Origin of the sequence: Vibrio aphrogenes, assembly GCF_002157735.2 — a bacterium.
GTDB lineage: Bacteria > Pseudomonadota > Gammaproteobacteria > Enterobacterales > Vibrionaceae > Vibrio > Vibrio aphrogenes.
Genome location: NZ_AP018689.1, coordinates 539,246 through 559,292, shown reverse-complemented (window position 1 = coordinate 559,292; position 20,047 = coordinate 539,246). Strand labels below are relative to the sequence as shown.

The following is a 20,047-nucleotide window of genomic DNA, read 5'->3' as shown; positions in this document are numbered from 1 at the left end:
GATAACGACAAACAGCGAGCTTTTCGTCTTTTCCTAGAAACTAGGAACTAGATACCCATTACTGCTTTTTCGTTACAAACATCGCATCGCCATAACTAAAGAAGCGATATTGTTGTTGTACAGCATGCTGATAAGCATTCATCACATGCTCATAACCGGCAAAAGCACTCACTAACATAATTAGTGTCGACTCTGGCAGGTGGAAGTTGGTGATCAAGACATCCACCAACTGGTATTCATAACCTGGGTAGATGAAGATTTCGGTATCACCAAAAAAGGGAGCCAATTGTGTGCCCTTTTGTTGAGCATCTTGCGCCGCGCTTTCTAATGAACGAACCGAGGTAGTACCGACAGCAATGATTCGACCACCACGAGCTTTCGTGGCGGCAATCGCATCCACAACCTCTTGAGGTACTTCAACATATTCAGAATGCATGTGGTGCTCTTGAATATCATCAACGCGTACCGGCTGGAAAGTCCCAGCGCCTACATGCAAGGTGACATAAGCAAATTCAACCCCTTTGGCTTTGATTTGCGCTAAAAGTTCATTATCAAAATGCAAACCAGCGGTTGGCGCCGCTACAGCCCCAGGTTTTTTGTTGTAAACCGTTTGGTAACGCTCTTTATCCGCTTCTTCATCAGGTCGGTCGATATAAGGTGGCAATGGCATGTGGCCAATTTGATTTAAAATATCAAATACCCCCATGTCATCGTCAAAGCGAATCTCAAACAGGGCATCATGACGCGCCACCATTTGTGCTTTAAATTCATCATTCTCGCCTAAAAACAAAGTATTGCCAGGTTTTGGCGATTTAGATGCTCGAACATGCGCCAAAATTGTGTGTTCATCGACCACACGTTCCACTAATACTTCAATTTTACCGCCTGATTCTTTGCGTCCAAACACGCGTGCAGGAATAACACGAGTATTATTAAAAACAATTAAGTCACCCGGCTGAACTAAATCCAGTACATCGGTAAATTTACCGTCATTTAACTCGCCACTGTTACCATTTAATTGTAATAAACGACTCGCGGTACGTTGAGGTTGAGGATAACGAGCAATCAGCTCATCAGGAAGTTCGAAATCAAAATCAGATACTTGCATGAAGGGTCACTTTGTTAATGCTAAACTATTATTCAACTTGAAGACTAGCGGTCTAGAAAACAAGCGCTAGTATAGAGTTTGATTGCAGTTGGATCAAAGTAAACCTTCGACTATGCTTGCCAATGTTTTAAATGTCGCAAGACGATGTGAGCTCGGCCACTTAGCAGTCTTCCATTTCAAAGCATTGACTCGTGAGTCGTAGAAAGATCACAAATTGAAGATAATCGCTTTTTCGACAAGGATTATCGGCTTATTTCGCTTTTTTTCATACTATAAGATGTACTATAGTCTGTCGCGCAAAACCAATTCAAACAATGACGTTTGAGTATTGATTGTTAAATCAAAGAAAAATTAGGAGCAATAAAATGGTACTAGTAGGTCGTCAAGCCCCAGATTTCACAGCCGCAGCGGTATTAGGTAATGGTGAGATCGTTGATTCATTCAATTTTTCAGAATTTACTAAAGGCAAGAAAGCGGTTGTTTTCTTCTACCCTCTAGACTTCACCTTCGTTTGCCCATCAGAGCTGATTGCTTTTGACAAACGTTTCGAAGATTTCCAAGCCAAAGGTGTGGAAGTGATCGGTGTGTCTATCGATTCTCAATTCTCACACAATGCATGGCGTAACACTGCCGTAGCTGATGGCGGTATCGGTCAAGTTAAATACCCTCTTGTTGCTGATGTTAAGCATGAAATCGTAAAAGCCTACGATGTCGAACATCCAGAAGCAGGTGTTGCTTTCCGTGGCTCTTTCCTTATCGATGAAGAAGGCGTTGTACGTCACCAAGTGATTAACGACCTACCACTAGGCCGCAATATTGACGAAATGCTTCGTATGGTTGACGCACTAAACTTCCACCAAAAACACGGTGAAGTATGCCCAGCACAATGGGAAGAAGGTAAAGCAGGTATGAAAGGTTCAACAGAAGGTGTTGCCGCTTACCTGTCTGAGCACGAAGCTGACCTAAACAAAAAATAATTCAGCTTGAAAGCTTATTTAACCCCGCCATTGTGCGGGGTTTTCTATATGTAACTCGCAAAACTTTTACCTCAGCAGTTTATTAATACCAATTGTACTAATTATCTAATCCTTCTTACTTGTTACAAAGCCGATAACGGCGTTTAACTTTCATTTCGTTTATAAAAGAAGTGAATTGTAGAATAACGAGTTATCGAAAATTTCCGCCTTGTTCTCAAGCCTTTTTCTACGTAATTTCTGACCATCTCATTAGGGGAATTGGTATAAGCTTTCGCTCACAAATCATCATCTTCTACTTTCAAGTTCAGCAATATCTTTTAAACTAGCGCCTTATCCCATATTGAATGAGAAAGTTATGAACATTGTATTAGAAGTTTGTGTCGATAACATCGAATCTCTTCACCTTGCTATTGCCGGTGGAGCGACTCGCATTGAACTCTGTTCCTCATTGGCTTTAGGCGGGTTAACCCCTAGCTATGGTTTTATGAAACAAGCGGCGCAACAATCTAGCGTCCCCGTCTATGCCATGATTCGACCAAGACAAGGCGATTTTCTCTATAGTGAACAAGATATTGCGATCATGCTTGATGATGTACACAGCGCAAAACGTGCGGGGCTACAAGGTATCGTGATAGGTCTGTTAACCGCCCAAGGAGATGTCGATATAGCGCATTGTCAGCAATTGATTGCCGCTGCATCGGGTATGGGAGTGACTTTTCATCGCGCGATTGATCAATGTCGAGATCACCAACAAGCTCTACAAGATATTATGACGTTAAAGTGTGAGCGAGTTTTAACTTCCGGTCTTGCTAGTAATGCCTACGAGGGGATGCCCATCCTGACGCAAATGGTACAACAGGCACAAGGTAAGATAGCGATCATGGCTGGCGCCGGTGTGAATATCAACAATGTAAAGGAAATCGTTCAAACCACAGGAGTAACGGAAGTTCATCTTTCCGGTAAAACAACGCGCCCTAGCTTGATGAGCTTACACGCCAACACGGCCAAAATGGGTCACGATTCAATTGATGATTTTGCTATTCCCGTCACCGATAAACACATCATCCAAGCGGTGAAGCAGGCGCTAAACTAGCTCAGTATTACCCATCATTAATGGGAAGCGTTATTTTCCCATTAATGATTCTAGATAACCGCTATGATGGCGAACATCTTTACCTTCGACAAAATAAATAATGTACTGGCATATATTTTGGCAACGATCCCCAACACGCTCTATCGCCTGCGTGCATGAAATCACTTGCATCACTTTAGGCACAGATTGAGGGTCGTCCATCATTAATTTCATCATCAATTGTTGGACTTTTTTAAACTCACTATCAAGCTGATCATCCATTTGATAAACCGCCGCAGCGGCTTGAACGTCCATCCGAGCAAACGCGTCTAATACTTGATGCAACATAGTCACGGCCATGCGACCAAACTTTTCAACCGACACAATTAAGGTTTCTAAATTTGCTGAAAAGCCTTCTTGTGCCACATAGCTGATTTTCATCGCAACATTACCAATACGTTCAAGATCAGAAATGGTTTTGATGATCGCCATGATCAAACGTAAATCTTTGGCTGTCGGCTGACGCTTAGCAATGATCCGCGTACACGCTTCATCGATAACCACTTCCATCTGATTTACTTTTTCATCATTCGCTCTCACCTTGGCAGCCAGTTGAGGGTCGTGTTTATACAGCGCATGCAACGCCAAGGAAATTTGCTCTTCGACTAATCCGCCCATTGCCAAGACATGAGTTCGAATCGATTCCAGTTCAACATTAAATTGGCCCGATATATGGCGACCTAATTGCATCGATATTCCTTAATATTCATCATCATTAACCGTAACGACCGGTAATGTAATCTTCCGTTTTTTTCATCTTTGGTGAGGTGAAAATAGAGTCGGTGTCACTGTATTCCACCAGTTGCCCCATGTGAATAAAGGCAGTGTAATCACTCACACGAGCCGCTTGCTGCATATTATGGGTGACAATCACCACGCTGTATTTGGTTTTTAACTCCGAAATCAGCTCTTCTATCGTTAAGGTTGAAATCGGGTCTAACGCCGAGGTTGGTTCATCTAATAACAAAATTTCCGGTTCGATGGCAATCGCTCGAGCAATCACTAAACGCTGCTGCTGACCACCGGATAAACCAAACGCATTTTCATGTAATCGGTCTTTTACTTCTTTCCATAAGGCGGCGGCTTTAAGTGAGCGCTCCACTGCATCATCTAAGGTACGAGAATCTTTAATGCCTTGTAAGCGTAAGCCATACACCACATTTTCATAAATCGATTTCGGAAAAGGGTTTGGCCTCTGAAACACCATGCCGACGCGACGACGCAAGCTGGCCACATCCACTTTCGGGTGATAAATATTATTCCCATGCAGATTAACCCGACCTTCGACTCGACAGCCATCCACCAGATCATTCATTCGATTGATGCAACGCAGTAACGTCGATTTCCCACAGCCTGACGGGCCAATAAAAGCCGTCACATGCCCTTTAGGTATGCGCATGTTAATGTCTTTTAATGCTTGTGTTTGCTGATAAAACAAATTCAATTCTTCAATGGAAATTGCCGTTTGCTTATCGCTCAATTCACGAACATTTAATGGTTCGATATGCCCTAGAGCCGAATGAATAGATAACATCTTAATCGGTTCCTAATGTTTTAAATTTTTCTCGTAAGTTATTACGAATTAAAATAGCTGTAATATTGAGCCCAACCACCACGCTTATCAACAAAAATGATGTCGCAAACACTAATGGCCTCGCGGCTTCAATATTGGGGGTCTGAAAGCCAATATCATAAATATGAAACCCTAAATGCATGAATTTTCGTTCTAAATGCACATAGGGGAAATATGCATCCACAGGTAACGTTGGGGCCAATTTAACCACGCCAACCAGCATCAAAGGAGCAACTTCTCCCGCGGCACGGGCAACCGCAAGAATTAACCCGGTCATCATCGCCGGGCTCACCATCGGCAAAACAATACGCCATAAGGTTTCAAATTTGGTTGCGCCAAGAGCATAAGAACCATGACGCAAAGAATTCGGCACCCGAGACAAGCCTTCTTCGGTGGCAACAATCACCACCGGCAGAGTCAAAATAGCTAAGGTCATGGCAGACCATAATAATCCCGGTGTGCCAAACGTTGGAGTCGGTAAGGTATCAGAATAAAACAGCTCATCAATCGAGTTGCCCACGGTGTAGACAAAAAAACCTAAACCAAACACCCCATACACAATCGACGGCACTCCGGCTAGATTCACTACCGCAATACGAATTAGCTTAGTCATCGGGCGATTATTGGCATATTCATGAATATAAATGGCCGCAATAACACCTAATGGCATCACCACCACCGACATGATGATCACCAATAAAACGGTACCGAATATGGCAGGAAACACCCCACCTTCGGAGTTGGATTCCCTTGGGTTTTCGATAAGAAACTTCTTAACTTGTTTGCCCCAATGTAGAACCTTATCCATAAAACTCATCGTATTGGGATACCAGGCATCCAATACCGTATCCAAAGGTAAGGTAACCTTTTTGCCCTGCATATCTTTAACGATAATTTGTTTACGTGCCAATTGAGCTTGCAACGCTAATACTTGTTGTTCAGCTCGAGAAAACGCTTGTTGCAGTTGCAATTGCTTTTGGTTAAACGCTTGCTCCTCTTTATCACTCAAAGCAGAACGTTTTTCTTTATATTGGCGCTCTTCTCTTAACTTCTCTAAACCATGATTGGTTGTTTGCAGTTCCCCATCCATAAGATCGTCAATTTGTTCACGGACATCACGGGCCTCTTGCAACATGGCTTCCAAGTGATGGGGAATATCCGATTGATAGACTTCATCATTGGCCATCACCGCCACTGGCTCACCAAAGAAATCACCATTATGAGTACGTTCGAATACCGCAAGATTTTGAGGCTGCTGTTGATGGTGTAAATCAAGCGCTAAAACCGAAATAAAATCTCGTTGATATAATTCTCTGTTGGCAACCTTAATCGATAAGCGCTCGACTTCAGCCGCGTCAAGTACCGCGTCTGGCCACTGTGGACGTTGCTGTATCACTTGATTTAATGATACATAATCACGTTGATACACTTGGCCAATCAATCTGTGAGCATTATCGTCTTGCCATTGGTACAATGGAGTCGGCCAGAAATAGGTTAATCCTTTCCAACCAATCAATAGCAATAATCCTAAAACTGAAATCAAACAGACACTAACAGCTCCTGCGGTCAACCATACCCAAGGGCGGCCTGATTTTAACCAGCTTAAGTCCGTCACTTTCATTGTGCCCACATCCCTTCTCGCAAGCAGATTGACTCTTTCTTATAACGCACTGTATTTATCCCGTAATCTTTGGCGAATGTATTCAGCGATGGAGTTAACGATAAACGTAAACACAAACAATAAAAATGCCGACAAGAATAACAAACGGAAATGTGAGCTTCCCACTTCAGATTCAGGCATCTCTATTGCAATATTGGCCGATAAGGTTCGCATTCCCTCAAAAATATTCCAATCCATGATCGGCGTGTTACCCGTTGCCATCAAAACAATCATGGTTTCCCCGACCGCACGTCCTAATCCCATCATCACTGCTGAAAAAATACCGGGCGATGCAGTAACCAGCACCACCGTTGTTAAGCACTGCCAAGGCGTCGCTCCTAACGCACTGGCACCATCGGATAAGTGTTTCGGCACCGAAAAAATAGCATCTTCGGCAATAGTAAAAATGGTTGGGATCACCGCAAACCCCATGGCGAAGCCGACGATTAATGCATTTCGCTGATCAAAGTTAATACCAAGTTTGGCCAGATAAAAACGCACATCGCCACCAAATAACCAAGCTTCTAATTGGTGCCCATACATAGAGATAAGTAGACCAAACCCCAACACTATCGGGATCAGCATCAATGCTACCCAGCCTTGAAATTCACCTTCTAATTTACGGTTGAGTAAATGCCACACAAATGCGGACACGAGAAAAACGAGCGGCAACAATACAATGAATAACAATGTATTCAGCAAGTTAAGCTCCACAATGGGGGCCAACCATAAGCCAGCTAAAAAACCAATGATGACGGTCGGTAACGCTTCCATTAATTCAATGGTCGGTTTGACATAACGACGCATCTTCGCCGTCATAAAATAAGCGGTATAAATCGCGCCACAAATTGAAATAGGCACGGCAAATAACATCGCAAATAACGCCGATTTTAAGGTACCAAACGCGATAGGCACTAAGCTGAATTTAGGTTCAAAATCATTTGCAGCAGAGGTCGATTGCCAAATAAACTCCGGCTCTGGGTAGCCTTCGTACCACACCTTTTGCCATAACGAATGAAAAGAAATTTCCGGATGCGGGTTATTCACCCCAAATAACGACCACCGATCGCCATAAGCGGTAAGTAAAAAGTTTTCATTCGCGGAAGAAGCCGCTGCTACAGGGGCGTGGGTGGCTATTTTTTTGCTCAAAACCTTATTATCAGCCGTCGTAAAATAATTATCGACTCGCCCGCTGTCATCAAAACGGAAAAAACCTTTACGATAAAAATCAGGAAGCAAAAACCCTGTCTGCGCGTGCTGTTTTTTTACCAAACTATCATTTTTTACCAAGCTATCGTTTTTTACAGGCGCACCATTCTTTACAAGGCTATCGTGTTTTACAAGCTCCCGGCTTTTCACAAAGTCACGAATACGAGTAAAATGACGCTCACCTTCTTTTAATACGTCAAACCATTGTGAGACTTGACCATCCGATTCGGTCACTAAAACCGAATACGCCCCAGGCAATAAATTCAATGTTACGCCTTCTGCCTGGCTTTGATTGGTGGCTTTTCCTACTTTTGAATCCCCTTTGTTATCAATACCTGACAAACCAAGCTTCGACGAGGATAGCGCCACCGTTTCTCGCAAAGAAAATGCCATGCCATCTCGCTTTAACACCGAAAGACTATGCGGATGCAAAAGATACAACGTATTACCATCAGGCGTTACAAGAAAATCCTTTACTATTTGGTTAATTTGGGGGATTTGAAGACGTAACAATTGCCATTGCGCTTTTGTAGGCGGCTCTCTAAAAACACGGTTTTCTAAGTGATTGTATTTTTTTTGATAACGAAGTGCCTGCCATTGTCCCTGTTGATTCACGCCCACAAAGGTCGCCTGTTGTGGTTGGATTGAAAAATCAAATTGAACAATCGGAATCCCTTGTTCATCTAACGGAATCGGATTCTGAGCAAAGGTGCCTAAACTCGGTGCCGCATGTTCACCCGATTGAGTATAAACCGAGGAAAATTTCGGATGAACGGCATAAATAAAACCAGAATGATCCGAATAACCATACCAACGAGAACTGGTTTCTGCCGCTTTAAATGCTAATGGTTCAGCCACCACTTGCGCTTGTAAAATCGGTTGAGTCGATAATGGTGATGACAAAGCCCCTTGATGAGTTATCGAGGGTAAAGCGGAAAAAATCAACCAACCATCTTGCGTAAAATGATAAGCGGTTTTGCCATCATCATCGATACCTAGTGCGATAGGTTGTTGATTTGAAGCATTATTAGTCGCTAATGAAAAATCAGCGTGGCGTGTCATCGAAGCGCCAGAAAATATTGGCGTAATCACAACCACGAGATAAAAGATCAGCAGCAACAAGGTTACCAAAACACTTCCTCCTCCCAACGTAATCACCGAGCGAGCAAAACGGTCGGTCAACCAGCGTCGCTTGTCTCGTTGTTGAAAGAAAGTGTCCGTTTGAGTCATGTTTCACATACCTTTTTTGAGTGACGTCATAATATGTCGATTGTGTGACAATTTTATTACTATACTTCTATTTCTACTTGATTTTATTACTGTTGCCCGAAGAAGTAGAGTACATTGAAATAAAAATGTCACATAAAACCACTAAATTTAACTTGATTGTTCCTATGCCCGATTAAATGCAACTTTTCCCTCATCGCGACGATACAAGCTGGAAACTAAAATGAGCTCAGAAAAACTCTACATTGAAAAAGAACTTAGCTGGTTATCTTTTAACGAACGCGTACTGCAAGAAGCCGCTGACAAAACCGTTCCTTTAATTGAAAGAGTGAGATTTTTAGGTATATTTTCTAGTAACTTAGATGAGTTTTTTAAAGTGCGCTTTGCTGACGTTAAGCGCCGCATCCTGATCAGCCAAGAAAGTGGCAGCAGTGATGGCCCTAAGCATTTGCTGACCAAAATGCAATCCAAGGTTTTACGTTTAAATCAGCGCTTTGATGAGCTATACAATGAGCTTATCTTAGAAATGGCTCGTCGTCGTATCTTCTTAGTCAATGAATCACAATTGCAAGAATATCAACAAAAATGGATCCGTAAGTACTTTCAACGCGAAGTACTCCCTCATATCACGCCATTTTTAATGAATAAAGACACTGATGTTCTGGGCTTTTTAAAAGATGAGCATTCTTATCTTACCGTTGAGATCATCAATAATGATGTGCGTAATTATGCTTTAATTGATATCCCAACTAACCATTTGCCTCGCTTTATTATGGTGCCGGAACAAAAAGGGAAACGCCGTAAAACCATTATCTTGTTAGATAACATTATTCGTTTTTGTTTGGACGACATTTTCAAAGGCTTTTTTGAATACGATGAGCTAAACAGCTACACCATGACCATGACGCGAGATGCCGAATACGATTTACGTCATGAAGTCGAACATAGCTTATTAGAACAAATGTCAGAAGGGGTCAATCAACGTTTAACTGCGATGCCGGTACGGTTGGTTTATCAACGAGATATGCCAGAAGCGCTCTTAAAGTATTTGTGTGAAAAGTTAAATATGACCAGTTACGATAGCCTGATCCCTGGCGGTCGTTACCATAACTTTAAAGATTTTACTGCCTTTCCAAACGTAGGCCGCGATTATTTAGAAAATAAACCTCTGCCTCCTTTAAAATGCTCAGATTTTAACGGTTATCCCAATAGCTTTGAAGCCATCAGTGCGCAAGATATTTTGCTTTATTATCCTTATCATACGTTTGATCATATTACGGAACTGGTGCGCCAAGCGTCCTTTGACCCTAAAGTCATTAGTATCAAAATCAACATCTATCGAGTCGCTAAAAATTCCAAGTTAATGAGCTCATTGATGGATGCCGTCCATAATAAAAAGAAAGTGACTGTGGTGGTTGAACTGCAAGCACGCTTTGATGAAGAAGCCAATATCGAATGGGCGAAGCTGTTAACAGATGCCGGAGTACACGTAATTTTTGGGGCTCCTGGGTTAAAAATACACTCAAAACTCCTCTTGATTACACGTCGTGAAGAAGGAGAAATCAAACGTTATGCTCATATCGGCACAGGTAACTTCCATGAAAAAACCGCTCGTATTTATACCGACTTTGCACTATTAACCGCTGACCCTCAGCTAACCAGTGAAGTAAGAAGTGTATTTGGTTATATTGAGAACCCTTATCGTCCAGTGCGCTTTACTCAACTGATGGTGTCACCTCGTAATGCACGCCAACAAATTTATAAATTAATTGATGCAGAAATCGCTTTAGCGAAAGAAGGCAAGAAAGCTGGCATCACACTCAAAGTTAATAATTTGGTGGATAAAGGCCTCGTCAGTAAACTCTACGGTGCCAGCAATGCTGGAGTCAAAATCCGTATGATCGTTCGAGGGATGTGCTCCTTAGTTCCGGGGATTGCTGGGGTGAGTGAAAATATTAGCATTATTAGTATCATCGATAGATTTTTAGAGCACCCGCGTGTGGTAGTTACTGAAAATGATGGCGATCCAAAGGTCTATATTTCATCAGCAGACTGGATGACACGTAACTTAGATTATCGAATTGAAGTGGCGACCCCCATCCATTCGCCAAGACTAAAACAACGTATTATTGATATTCTCAATATTCATTTTATCGATACGGTTAAAGCGCGCGTGATCGATAAAGAGATGAACAATCACTATGTGGCGCGAGGCAATAGAAAAAAAGTCCGCTCACAAATTGCTATTTACGACTATTTAAAGCAAATTGAAAAAAAGACTCCGTAAAACAGAATAAATAGGTAAATATGACTTCCATCAACGAACCCAACACTCGCTACATTGCCGCGATTGACCTTGGCTCTAATAGTTTTCACATGGTGGTAGCAAAAGTAACGGGACCAGGTTTACAAATTGTCAGCCGCCATAAACAAAGGGTTCGTTTAGCCGATGGTTTAGACAGCCGAATGAATCTTGATAATGCTTCGATGCAACGTGGTTTAGACTGCCTCGCTATGTTTGCCGAGCGTTTACAAGATTTTGATACCAACAATGTTCGTATTGCGGCCACTCATACTTTACGCCAAGCCAACAATGCACACATCTTTCTAGCTCGAGCTAAAACCGTTCTGCCCTTTCCCATCGAAGTGATCCCAGGCGAGGAAGAAGCACGTTTAATTTACCTTGGTGTCGCGCATACCCAACCAGAATGGGAAAAGAAATTCATCATTGATATTGGTGGCGGTAGTACCGAAATGATTATTGGTGAAGGTTTTGAACCTCAGTTACTCAATAGTAAACAATTAGGCTGTGTCAGCTATACCAATCAATTTTTCAGTAATGGAAAATTATCGAAAAAGAACTTTTCAAAAGCAATCCTCGCCGCACAACAAAAACTCGAAGCTCTGTGTAAACCTTATAAAAAACTGGGTTGGGATGCAGCATTAGGTTCATCGGGAACCATTAAAGCGATTAAAGAAGTGCTAATTGGTATGGGCTATGACGATGGCTTGATTACCTTAGACAGGCTACAACACCTTGTAGACGAGCTCTGCAAGTTGGATCATATTGAAGACATCAAACTCAACGGTCTCACCGATGAGCGCAAACCAGTCTTTGCCGCTGGTGTGGCAATCTTACTAGCGATTGTTGAATCTTTCTCGATTAACAGCCTCCATTTTTCTGATGGTGCTTTACGTGAAGGTTTAATGTATGAAATGGAAGAGCGATTCCAACGTTCAGACATTCGTATGCGTACCACCGAAAACTTAGCTTTTAAGCATCAAGTCGATTTATCACATGCTCAAAATGTTCGCACTCAAGCAGAACAATTCCTCAGTCTGGTTAGTGAGCAGGTTGGCATCGCCACCGATTCAGAATTGGCCAGCTTATTAAGTTGGAGCGCTCTATTGCATGAAGTTGGGTTAAGTATCCGCTATAAAGGTTTTCATCGCCATTCAGCGTATATTCTTCAACATACCAATATGCCAGGCTTTAACCAAGAGCAGCAGCAAGTGTTATCGGCTTTAGTGCGCTTTCAACGTAAATCACTAAAATTGCAAGATATGCCAGAGCTAAGTATTTATCAGCCTGAACAAATTTTACCTCTGATTTGTATCTTACGCTTAGCTATCGTGGTCAATGGTCAACGTAAAGACAGTGAGGACCTGCCAAAATTAACACTCATGATCGAGCATAAAACCAAGTGTTGTGACGGGAAAAAAGTCAACACTCAACACTGGTCGTTAAGTTGCCGTGATAAGAATTGGCTACAAGACAATAAATTGCTCGATGCCGACCTGCAAACCGAGCAACAATATTGGAAAAATGCTGGCTGGAAATTAAGCTTTTAATCTCGCTGCTTAAAGCCACCAGCAATTAACTTGAATGGTTTAAGCCACAGACTGTAAATAAAAATATCGCAGTAAATCCATTAAGGTAGCGATAGGCCTACTTTTTGTAGTTGCGATTGAGCGAGCGATGGGGACAACGACATATAACCATCTTTCTCAACATTGAGCTGGCCTTGTTTTGAATAGATAAACTTTAAAAATTCCGCTTGCAGCTTAGGTAACGGCTTGAGCGGATTTTTGTTTATATACACATACAAATAACGTGCTAGCGGGTACTCACCGTTGAGAATATTATCTCGAGTTGGCGTAATGTATTCTTGACCGTCTTGAGATATCGGCACTAAGCGTGCTTTTGATACATGGTAACCCACACCCGAGTAGCCTATCCCGTTAATCGATGACGCTACCGATTGCACTACAGAGGCAGAACCTGGTTGCTCATTCACCGCACGTTTAAAATCTCCATTACACAACGCATGCTGTTTAAAATAACCATACGTCCCTGAAACTGAATTTCGACCAAAGAGCTGAAAGCCGAGCTTGGCCCATTCCGCCTGCACGCCTAAATCTTGCCATTGGGTTAAAGGTCGTACTGCGCCACATTTTAAAGTGGACGAAAAAATAGCATCAAGTTGTTGAAAATTAAGCCCAGCTATCGGGTTGTCTTTATTGACAAAAATGCCAATCGCATCAATCGCCACCCTTAATTGAACAGGTGGATAGCCATATTGATGTTTGAAAGATTCAATTTCTTTGGCTTTCATTGGCCGACTCATAGGGCCTAATTGAGAGGTTGCCTCGGTTAACGCCGTGGGGGCGGTTGAGGAGCCGGATGCCTGGATCTGAATATTGATATTAGGATAGATTTTCTGAAACTCTTGCGCCCACAGCAACATTAAGGTCGCTAAGGTATCGGAGCCAACCGACGTTAGAATTCCCGAGACTCCTGACACTTTTTGGTAGGTCGGTAATTGTTCCGCACCTTGTGTCTCTGAAATTGGTGTCGCAGAAATTGACGTCACAGGGATAGGCGTCTTCGCCATTTGTGTTTCAGCGAATTGTGTCTCGGCCATGCTTGAAAATGAGCACAGCCATACTATCGGGGTAATCCAAAAACGACGCATTCTATTCCTTTATCCTGTTAATCCGCAGCATCAACAACCAGTTTTTGAGGGAGCACAAATGAAAAACAACTCCCCTTACCCACTTCGCTTGAAATCTCTAAATGAGACTCATGGTGACCTAATGCGTGTTTGGCGATCGCCAAGCCTAAGCCGCTGCCTCCAGTTTCACGAGAACGAGCCTTATCCACTCGATAAAAGCGTTCGGTTAGACGGTTAATATGCTGTGCTTCAATCCCTTCACCAGTGTCTTTAACCGATAAACACGCCCCTTGAGCGGTATGAAACCAACGTACCTTCACTTCTGCACCCGCTGGGGTATATTTCACCGCGTTATACACTAAATTAGAAATGGCACTGCGCAATTGCTCAGCATCACCGTAGACTTTCATTTGACGGTCTATATCAAAAATAATGTTGTGCTTTTTCTCACCACTTAAGGCGATTGCTTCTTTTTCTAAAATATCCAACATCGACGGAATATTGACGATTTCATCCAATTCATGGATTGGTGAGGCTTCAATTTTTGAAAGGGTCAATAACTGCTCCACTAACGCATTCATCCGCGATAATTGTTCAGTCATCACCCCATGAGCTTTTGACCACATTGGACCGGCTAAAATCTCTGGGTCTTCCGTCATTTCCAAATAGCCTTGTAAAACCGTCATCGGGGTTCTTAATTCATGTGATACGTTCGCAAAGAAGTTCCGGCGCATCCCTTCTAATTGCTTCACTTGAGTCACATCACGTACCACCATCAAATGCTCCCCTTCGGTATACGGTACAATTCGTAGCTCCAGTACCCGTTCAGGCGTTAAAGGCGACAACATTTCTAAAGGCTCGGAAAAGTCTTGCTTAGAGAGATAATGAATAAAATCCGGGGTACGCAATAAATTGGCAATCGGCTGCCCTGAATCATCAGGCCAACGGAAACCAAGAATCGATTGAGCGAGTTTATTGCACCAAACAATATTGCCTTCACTACGAAAAACGACGACCGCATCGGGTAAAGATTCAGCCCCATTACGGAAACGGCGAATTAAGTTTCCAAGTTCTTTTCGGCGGCGACGTTGTTTTTGCTGAATACGATAGATGCCATTGAATAAATGCTCCCAATGACCCGTTCCTGAAGGCGGGCTCAGACGTTTTTCATCTAATAACCATTCGGAAAGACGTACTTGATTGTGTAAGTGCCAGATTAACTGTAAAGCGGTCGCCACAAACAGCAGCCACCCCATATAGCCAAATAACCAGCCAATAATTAACCAAGGAAAGTAAAAAAAAGCCAGCGACCAAGCTAGCTTTTTCCAGGATAACCTTTCTACCATTTCAGTTTAATGCTCCATTGATCGATAGAAGTCTATTATGCTCGCGTTGAAAAGCGGTAACCAGCACCACGTACCGTTTGAACCAATTTATCGTGACCGGCAAGCTCTAATGCTTTTCTCAAGCGACGAATATGCACATCAACGGTTCGGTCTTCTACATACACGTTGGTTCCCCAAACATTATTTAATAGTTGCTCACGACTATAAACACGCTCTTGATGGGTCATAAAAAAGTGCAACATTTTAAATTCGGTTGGCCCCATATCAACAGGTGTATCATTCGCTGTGACTCGATGAGACACGGGATCTAATTTTAATCCTTGCACATCAATCACATCTTCTAATGCAGTTGGTGTCACTCGTCGAATAACTGCTTTTAAGCGTGCCACTAATTCTTTCGGTGAAAATGGCTTAGTAATATAGTCATCAGCCCCAACTTCTAAACCACGAACTTTATCTTCTTCTTCACCACGAGCGGTTAACATCACCACGGGAATATTACGAGTCAGCTCTTCACGTTTCATGTGCTTGATGAAGTTAATGCCTGAGCCGCCCGGCAGCATCCAATCTAATAAAATAAGATCAGGGTAAGGTTCACAGAGCTTATCGATAGCGGTGTCGTAATCTTCCGCTTCTACAGTTTGATAGCCTTTTTGCTCAAGAACAAAACACAACATCTCCCTGATTGGAGCTTCATCTTCAACAACCAAAATTCTTCTCGACATATTCGAAAACCCTTTCGCGCTTATAAATAATTTAGTGATTTTATTATGCTTATTATGTGTTCTAAGTATGACACTTTTGTGACTTCTGAAAAGTAATTTTCATCTAAGTGTCAAACAACACAAGTGATTTTGTCATACAGGGCATTCTGTTTCTTTGAATCCAGCACTAAATCTTCTATGATAGCCAACTAAATTCCAGACTGAGTATGAGTATTATGTGGTTTAAAAATTGTTTAGTGTATCGCTTCAATCGTGAAATAAATTTAGATATCGAAAAGCTCGAATCACAACTCGCTGAATTCAAATTCACTCCATGTGGCAGCCAAGATAAGCAAAAATTCGGTTGGACAAGTGTTATCAATAAACACTCTGATAGCTTTACCCACGTTGCTGGTGAGCACATTCTGGTCAAAGCCAAAAAAGAAGAAAAATTATTGCCGGCTTCCGTCATTAAAGACTCATTACAAGACAAAATTGACTTGCTTGAACAACAAGAAGGCCGTCCACTTAAGAAAAAAGAAAAAGACGATCTCAAAGATGAAATTCTCATTGATTTGTTACCTCGAGCCTTTAGCCGTCATAGTTTTACTTCAATCTTATTGATGCCAAGATTAGGCTTAGTGGTGGTTGACTCAAGCAGCACCAAAAAAGCCGAAGATGCTCTAGCCCTATTACGTAAAACCATCGGTAGCTTACCGGTTATCCCAGCAATTCCACAAATTGCCGTGGAAACTAGCTTAACTGAATGGGTAAAAACCGGTGACTTACCTCAAGGATTCCAATTATTGGATGAAGCCGAATTGCACTCCTTACAAGAAGAAGGCGGTATTATTCGTTGTAAGAAACAAGAACTAAGCGCTGAAGAAATTCAAAACCATATTGCCGCCGACAAGGTGGTCACCAAACTTGCCCTTAGCTGGCAAGAGCGTATTGAATTTGTCTTATCTGCCGATGTGAGTATTAAGCGTTTAAAAATCAGTGACGAGCTTAAAGACACTAATCAAGATATTCCTCGTGAAGATCACGCTCAGCGTTTCGATGCCGATTTTACATTAATGTGTGGTGAGTTTGATGCCTTCTTGCCACAACTGTTTGATGCTTTAGGCGGTTTCCCTCAAAAAGACTGAGCATCGTCCCTTCAGTGTCGATTACGACGGTTTAGGGTATCGGTATAACTTCTGTATATCGATACCCTTGTGCATTTTTTCTCCTTACTCATATTGTGCTTTTCTCGCTTTTTATCTTAACTTAGCGTAAAATTCGCTCCCCTAATTTATACCGCTTGGTGGTATAAACCTGACCTGAAATCAGACCTAGAGAAATCATTATGTTTAAACCTGAATTATTGTCCCCTGCTGGTAGCCTTAAAAACATGCGTTATGCCTTCGCTTATGGCGCCGACGCGGTTTATGCAGGACAACCTCGTTACAGCCTTCGTGTACGTAACAATGAATTCAACCATGAAAACCTACAAATCGGGATTAACGAAGCGCACGCGCTAGGTAAGAAGCTGTATGTGGTCTGTAACATTCAACCACATAACTCAAAGCTAAAAACCTTTATCCGCGATTTAAAACCTGTGGTCGACATGGGCCCAGATGCATTAATCATGTCTGATCCTGGTTTAATCATGATGGTTCGTGAAGCTTTCCCTGAGATGCCGATCCACCTTTCAGTTCAAGCTAATGCGGTGAACTGGGCCACTGTAAAATTCTGGGCCTCTCAAGGTGTAGAACGTGTGATCTTATCGCGTGAATTATCACTTGAAGAAATCGAAGAGATCCGTGAACAATGTCCTGACACAGAACTTGAGATTTTTGTTCATGGTGCTTTATGCATGGCTTACTCTGGTCGTTGTTTGTTGTCTGGTTATATGAACAAACGCGATCCAAACCAAGGCACCTGCACAAATGCTTGTCGTTGGGAGTACAAAGTTGAAAAAGGTACGGAAAACGATGCCGGTCAAATCGTCTCAGCGGAAACGCCGGTAGAGCAATTTGATCCAAGCCAAACACAGGCTATTGAAGTCCAAGAACAACGCCCAGACAACACACTTGGTTTAGGAAAACCGACTGATGAAGTGGTGCTGCTTTCTGAATCTCATCGCCCTGAAGAAAAAATGGCGGCATTTGAAGATGAACACGGCACTTACATCATGAACTCTAAAGATCTGCGTGCGATTCAACACGTTGAGCGTTTAACCAAAATGGGCGTTCACTCTTTAAAAATTGAAGGACGTACTAAGTCGTTCTACTACTGCGCACGTACCGCTCAAGTGTACCGTAAAGCTATTGATGATGCAGTGGCCGGCAAACCATTTGATGAGAGCCTAATGGGTACACTAGAAAGCCTAGCGCACCGTGGTTACACTGAAGGTTTCTTACGTCGTCATACTCACGATGCTTACCAAAACTACGATTACGGCTATTCGGTTTCGGACTCACAACAATTTGTCGGTGAATTTACCGGTAAACGTCGTGGCCATTTAGCGGAAGTTGAAGTGAAGAACAAGTTCTTACTTGGCGATAGCTTAGAATTAATGACACCAAACGGTAACATCAACTTCACTTTAGAAGAAATGGAAAACCGCAAGTCTGAGAAAGTCGATGACGCGAAAGGCAACGGTCACTTTGTGTTTATTCCTGTTCCAGAAGATCTGGATTTAAGTTACGGCCTACTCATGCGTAACTTATCTCATGGTCAAAATACCCGTAACCCAGTCACGGCAACAGCAGAAGCGAAGTAATATGGCCTTATTGATTACAGATAAGTGCATCAATTGTGATATGTGCGACCCTGAATGCCCTAACGGCGCAATCACTATGGGTGACAGCATTTATGAAATTGATCATAACTTATGCACCGAATGTAAAGGACATTACGATAAGCCAACCTGCCAATCAGTGTGCCCAATTAATAATTGCATCATCACTGATCCTGAGCATGTCGAAACGGAAGATGAGTTACTCGAAAAGTTCGTGGTGATTCAAGGTCTGGCGTAAACGCTCCTTGAACCACGACCAATATACAAAAATGGCCTGACCATCAAACGTCAGGTCATTTTTTTCACAACCAGGAAAGCTAATACCAATCGTACTCATTATTTAGTTGCTAACCCTTTCGAATGCAAGTAATCACGAATATGAGGACGTGATTCTTTACTTAAGCGTCCAGCAATATGATCTGACCATGAACCCGTTTTTTGATTACTACCACGAGTCTGATAGTAATGGCTTGTTTGGGCATCATATTCAGCAATCACTTCACTAGAAAGACTTTGGTAACTGTCTTGATGCACAATGACATTCTGAGGTAAGCGCGGTTTGATTTGAGGGTCTTGATCAGGATGCCCTAAACACATGCCAAATAATACCGCACAATATTTAGGTAGACCGAGCAATTCATCCACTTCTTTTGGTGCATTACGAAGCCCACCAATAAACACCCCGCCTAACCCCAACGATTCCGCTGCTAATAAGGTATTTTGTGCCATGATCCCTGCATCCACCGCCCCAATCAGAGTCAATTCAGTGAATTCAGGTTTAACTTCTGATGAGAGTTGAAAGTGACGTTGATAATCAATACAAAAAACTAAAAATTCAGCCGCAGTTTCAACATAACCTTGCCCTCCAGAAAACTCGACCAAAGCTTTACGCTTATTTGGATCGGTCACACGGATGATAGATGTGGTTTGTAAAAAACTCGATGATGATGCCGCAATCCCAGCTGATAAAATCGTTTCCAGTTGCTCTGAAGTAATTTTCTCTTCAGTAAACTTACGAATAGAGCGATGGCTTAACATCGTTTCAATGACTGTATTCATAATACTCCCTCTTATTGAAGTATTACTCTAGCATATCCTATTCGCTTTACTTAACGCCGCTAATGCAACTTAACTATGATTCAAATTCATAAATAGGAAAGCTTATTGATATGAGTTGAATGATAAATTCGAACTCCCAACACGCGCTATTTTGGTGATCAGGGGAATCCGCTACTTTTCGCTCCATGCAAAAAGGCTCCAGCATTTCTGCTAGAGCCTTAATATGGCATTCGAGCCCCCAATACGCGCTATTTTGGTGATCAGGGGAATCCGCTGCTTTTCACTCCATACAAAAAGGCTCTAGCATTTCTG

16 protein-coding genes are annotated in these 20,047 nt (G+C 42.4%); 7 read left to right on the top strand and 9 right to left on the bottom strand.

The features are described 5' to 3' along the window. Positions 1-58: 58 nt before the first annotated feature. Positions 59-1,108, bottom strand: a complete 1,050-nt coding sequence (gene queA, locus VCA1004_RS02620; protein WP_086982286.1) for a tRNA preQ1(34) S-adenosylmethionine ribosyltransferase-isomerase QueA — start codon at positions 1,106-1,108, stop codon at positions 59-61. Between the two features lie 365 nt (positions 1,109-1,473). Here queA and VCA1004_RS02615 point away from each other — a divergent pair, with 365 nt between their 5' ends. After that, on the top strand, positions 1,474-2,085 hold the full coding sequence (locus tag VCA1004_RS02615; protein WP_086982285.1) for a peroxiredoxin C: 612 nt from the start codon (positions 1,474-1,476) through the stop codon (positions 2,083-2,085). Positions 2,086-2,440: 355 nt separating this feature from the next. Continuing rightward, complete coding sequence (locus VCA1004_RS02610) at positions 2,441-3,178, top strand: copper homeostasis protein CutC (protein ID WP_086982284.1); 738 nt, start codon at positions 2,441-2,443, stop codon at positions 3,176-3,178. A gap of 30 nt (positions 3,179-3,208) precedes the next feature. Here the strand turns inward: VCA1004_RS02610 and phoU are convergent, their stop codons facing one another. Genes phoU through VCA1004_RS02590 form a run of 4 tightly spaced genes read right to left on the bottom strand, consistent with a single transcriptional unit; the run spans position 3,209 to position 8,889 of the window. After that, on the bottom strand, positions 3,209-3,907 hold the full coding sequence (gene phoU, locus VCA1004_RS02605; protein ID WP_086982283.1) for a phosphate signaling complex protein PhoU: 699 nt from the start codon (positions 3,905-3,907) through the stop codon (positions 3,209-3,211). Between the two features lie 25 nt (positions 3,908-3,932). After that, positions 3,933-4,751, bottom strand: a complete 819-nt coding sequence (gene pstB, locus VCA1004_RS02600) for a phosphate ABC transporter ATP-binding protein PstB (RefSeq protein ID WP_086982282.1) — start codon at positions 4,749-4,751, stop codon at positions 3,933-3,935. A 1-nt stretch (position 4,752) separates the two neighbouring features. Beyond that, the gene (pstA, locus tag VCA1004_RS02595; RefSeq protein WP_086982281.1) at positions 4,753-6,411 is read right to left on the bottom strand and encodes a phosphate ABC transporter permease PstA; all 1,659 of its coding nucleotides are present in this window, start codon (positions 6,409-6,411) and stop codon (positions 4,753-4,755) included. A gap of 39 nt (positions 6,412-6,450) precedes the next feature. Further along, the gene (locus VCA1004_RS02590; RefSeq protein WP_086982280.1) at positions 6,451-8,889 is read right to left on the bottom strand and encodes an ABC transporter permease subunit; all 2,439 of its coding nucleotides are present in this window, start codon (positions 8,887-8,889) and stop codon (positions 6,451-6,453) included. Positions 8,890-9,109: 220 nt separating this feature from the next. On the opposite strand from VCA1004_RS02590, the gene ppk1 reads away from it, so the two are divergent. Together ppk1 and ppx are read left to right on the top strand one after the other, a co-directional pair. After that, positions 9,110-11,173 (top strand): polyphosphate kinase 1, encoded by a 2,064-nt coding sequence (gene ppk1, locus VCA1004_RS02585; protein WP_086982279.1) that lies wholly within the window; start codon positions 9,110-9,112, stop codon positions 11,171-11,173. A 20-nt stretch (positions 11,174-11,193) separates the two neighbouring features. Then, positions 11,194-12,738: an exopolyphosphatase gene (gene ppx / locus VCA1004_RS02580; protein WP_086982278.1), complete on the top strand. Its 1,545-nt coding sequence runs from the start codon at positions 11,194-11,196 to the stop codon at positions 12,736-12,738. Between the two features lie 80 nt (positions 12,739-12,818). Here ppx and VCA1004_RS02575 read toward each other — a convergent pair whose 3' ends face one another. The 3 genes from VCA1004_RS02575 to phoB all read right to left on the bottom strand — a co-directional run bounded on the left by VCA1004_RS02575 (position 12,819) and on the right by phoB (position 15,912). Then, complete coding sequence (locus VCA1004_RS02575; protein WP_408646893.1) at positions 12,819-13,811, bottom strand: PstS family phosphate ABC transporter substrate-binding protein; 993 nt, start codon at positions 13,809-13,811, stop codon at positions 12,819-12,821. 68 nt (positions 13,812-13,879) lie between these two features. Then, on the bottom strand, positions 13,880-15,187 hold the full coding sequence (gene phoR / locus VCA1004_RS02570; protein WP_086982277.1) for a phosphate regulon sensor histidine kinase PhoR: 1,308 nt from the start codon (positions 15,185-15,187) through the stop codon (positions 13,880-13,882). 35 nt (positions 15,188-15,222) lie between these two features. Next, positions 15,223-15,912: a phosphate regulon transcriptional regulator PhoB gene (gene phoB / locus VCA1004_RS02565; RefSeq protein WP_086982276.1), complete on the bottom strand. Its 690-nt coding sequence runs from the start codon at positions 15,910-15,912 to the stop codon at positions 15,223-15,225. A 215-nt stretch (positions 15,913-16,127) separates the two neighbouring features. On the opposite strand from phoB, the gene rdgC reads away from it, so the two are divergent. From rdgC to VCA1004_RS02550, 3 genes are all read left to right on the top strand, one after another. Continuing rightward, positions 16,128-17,039 (top strand): recombination-associated protein RdgC, encoded by a 912-nt coding sequence (rdgC, locus tag VCA1004_RS02560; RefSeq protein WP_086982275.1) that lies wholly within the window; start codon positions 16,128-16,130, stop codon positions 17,037-17,039. 200 nt (positions 17,040-17,239) lie between these two features. Continuing rightward, complete coding sequence (gene trhP / locus VCA1004_RS02555; protein WP_086982274.1) at positions 17,240-18,658, top strand: prephenate-dependent tRNA uridine(34) hydroxylase TrhP; 1,419 nt, start codon at positions 17,240-17,242, stop codon at positions 18,656-18,658. A gap of 1 nt (position 18,659) precedes the next feature. Then, on the top strand, positions 18,660-18,914 hold the full coding sequence (locus VCA1004_RS02550; RefSeq protein WP_086982273.1) for a YfhL family 4Fe-4S dicluster ferredoxin: 255 nt from the start codon (positions 18,660-18,662) through the stop codon (positions 18,912-18,914). A 98-nt stretch (positions 18,915-19,012) separates the two neighbouring features. On the opposite strand, the gene nfsA is transcribed toward VCA1004_RS02550, so the two are convergent. Continuing rightward, positions 19,013-19,735, bottom strand: coding sequence for an oxygen-insensitive NADPH nitroreductase (gene nfsA / locus VCA1004_RS02545; RefSeq protein WP_086982272.1), 723 nt, complete (start codon positions 19,733-19,735; stop codon positions 19,013-19,015). Between the last annotated feature and the right edge of the window lie 312 nt (positions 19,736-20,047).

Bases quoted from the DNA above. Each gene is read 5' to 3' on its own strand.
- queA (WP_086982286.1), bottom strand. From the start codon at position 1,108: ATGCAAGTATCTGATTTTGATTTCGAACTTCCTGATGAGCTGATTGCT.
- VCA1004_RS02550 (WP_086982273.1), top strand. From the start codon at position 18,660: ATGGCCTTATTGATTACAGATAAGTGCATCAATTGTGATATGTGCGAC.
- pstB (WP_086982282.1), bottom strand. From the start codon at position 4,751: ATGTTATCTATTCATTCGGCTCTAGGGCATATCGAACCATTAAATGTT.
- phoB (WP_086982276.1), bottom strand. From the start codon at position 15,912: ATGTCGAGAAGAATTTTGGTTGTTGAAGATGAAGCTCCAATCAGGGAG.
- nfsA (WP_086982272.1), bottom strand. From the start codon at position 19,735: ATGAATACAGTCATTGAAACGATGTTAAGCCATCGCTCTATTCGTAAG.
- pstA (WP_086982281.1), bottom strand. From the start codon at position 6,411: ATGAAAGTGACGGACTTAAGCTGGTTAAAATCAGGCCGCCCTTGGGTA.
- VCA1004_RS02575 (WP_408646893.1), bottom strand. From the start codon at position 13,811: ATGGCCGAGACACAATTCGCTGAAACACAAATGGCGAAGACGCCTATC.
- VCA1004_RS02590 (WP_086982280.1), bottom strand. From the start codon at position 8,889: ATGACTCAAACGGACACTTTCTTTCAACAACGAGACAAGCGACGCTGG.
- rdgC (WP_086982275.1), top strand. From the start codon at position 16,128: ATGTGGTTTAAAAATTGTTTAGTGTATCGCTTCAATCGTGAAATAAAT.
- VCA1004_RS02615 (WP_086982285.1), top strand. From the start codon at position 1,474: ATGGTACTAGTAGGTCGTCAAGCCCCAGATTTCACAGCCGCAGCGGTA.
- trhP (WP_086982274.1), top strand. From the start codon at position 17,240: ATGTTTAAACCTGAATTATTGTCCCCTGCTGGTAGCCTTAAAAACATG.
- ppk1 (WP_086982279.1), top strand. From the start codon at position 9,110: ATGAGCTCAGAAAAACTCTACATTGAAAAAGAACTTAGCTGGTTATCT.
- phoU (WP_086982283.1), bottom strand. From the start codon at position 3,907: ATGCAATTAGGTCGCCATATATCGGGCCAATTTAATGTTGAACTGGAA.
- phoR (WP_086982277.1), bottom strand. From the start codon at position 15,187: ATGGTAGAAAGGTTATCCTGGAAAAAGCTAGCTTGGTCGCTGGCTTTT.
- ppx (WP_086982278.1), top strand. From the start codon at position 11,194: ATGACTTCCATCAACGAACCCAACACTCGCTACATTGCCGCGATTGAC.
- VCA1004_RS02610 (WP_086982284.1), top strand. From the start codon at position 2,441: ATGAACATTGTATTAGAAGTTTGTGTCGATAACATCGAATCTCTTCAC.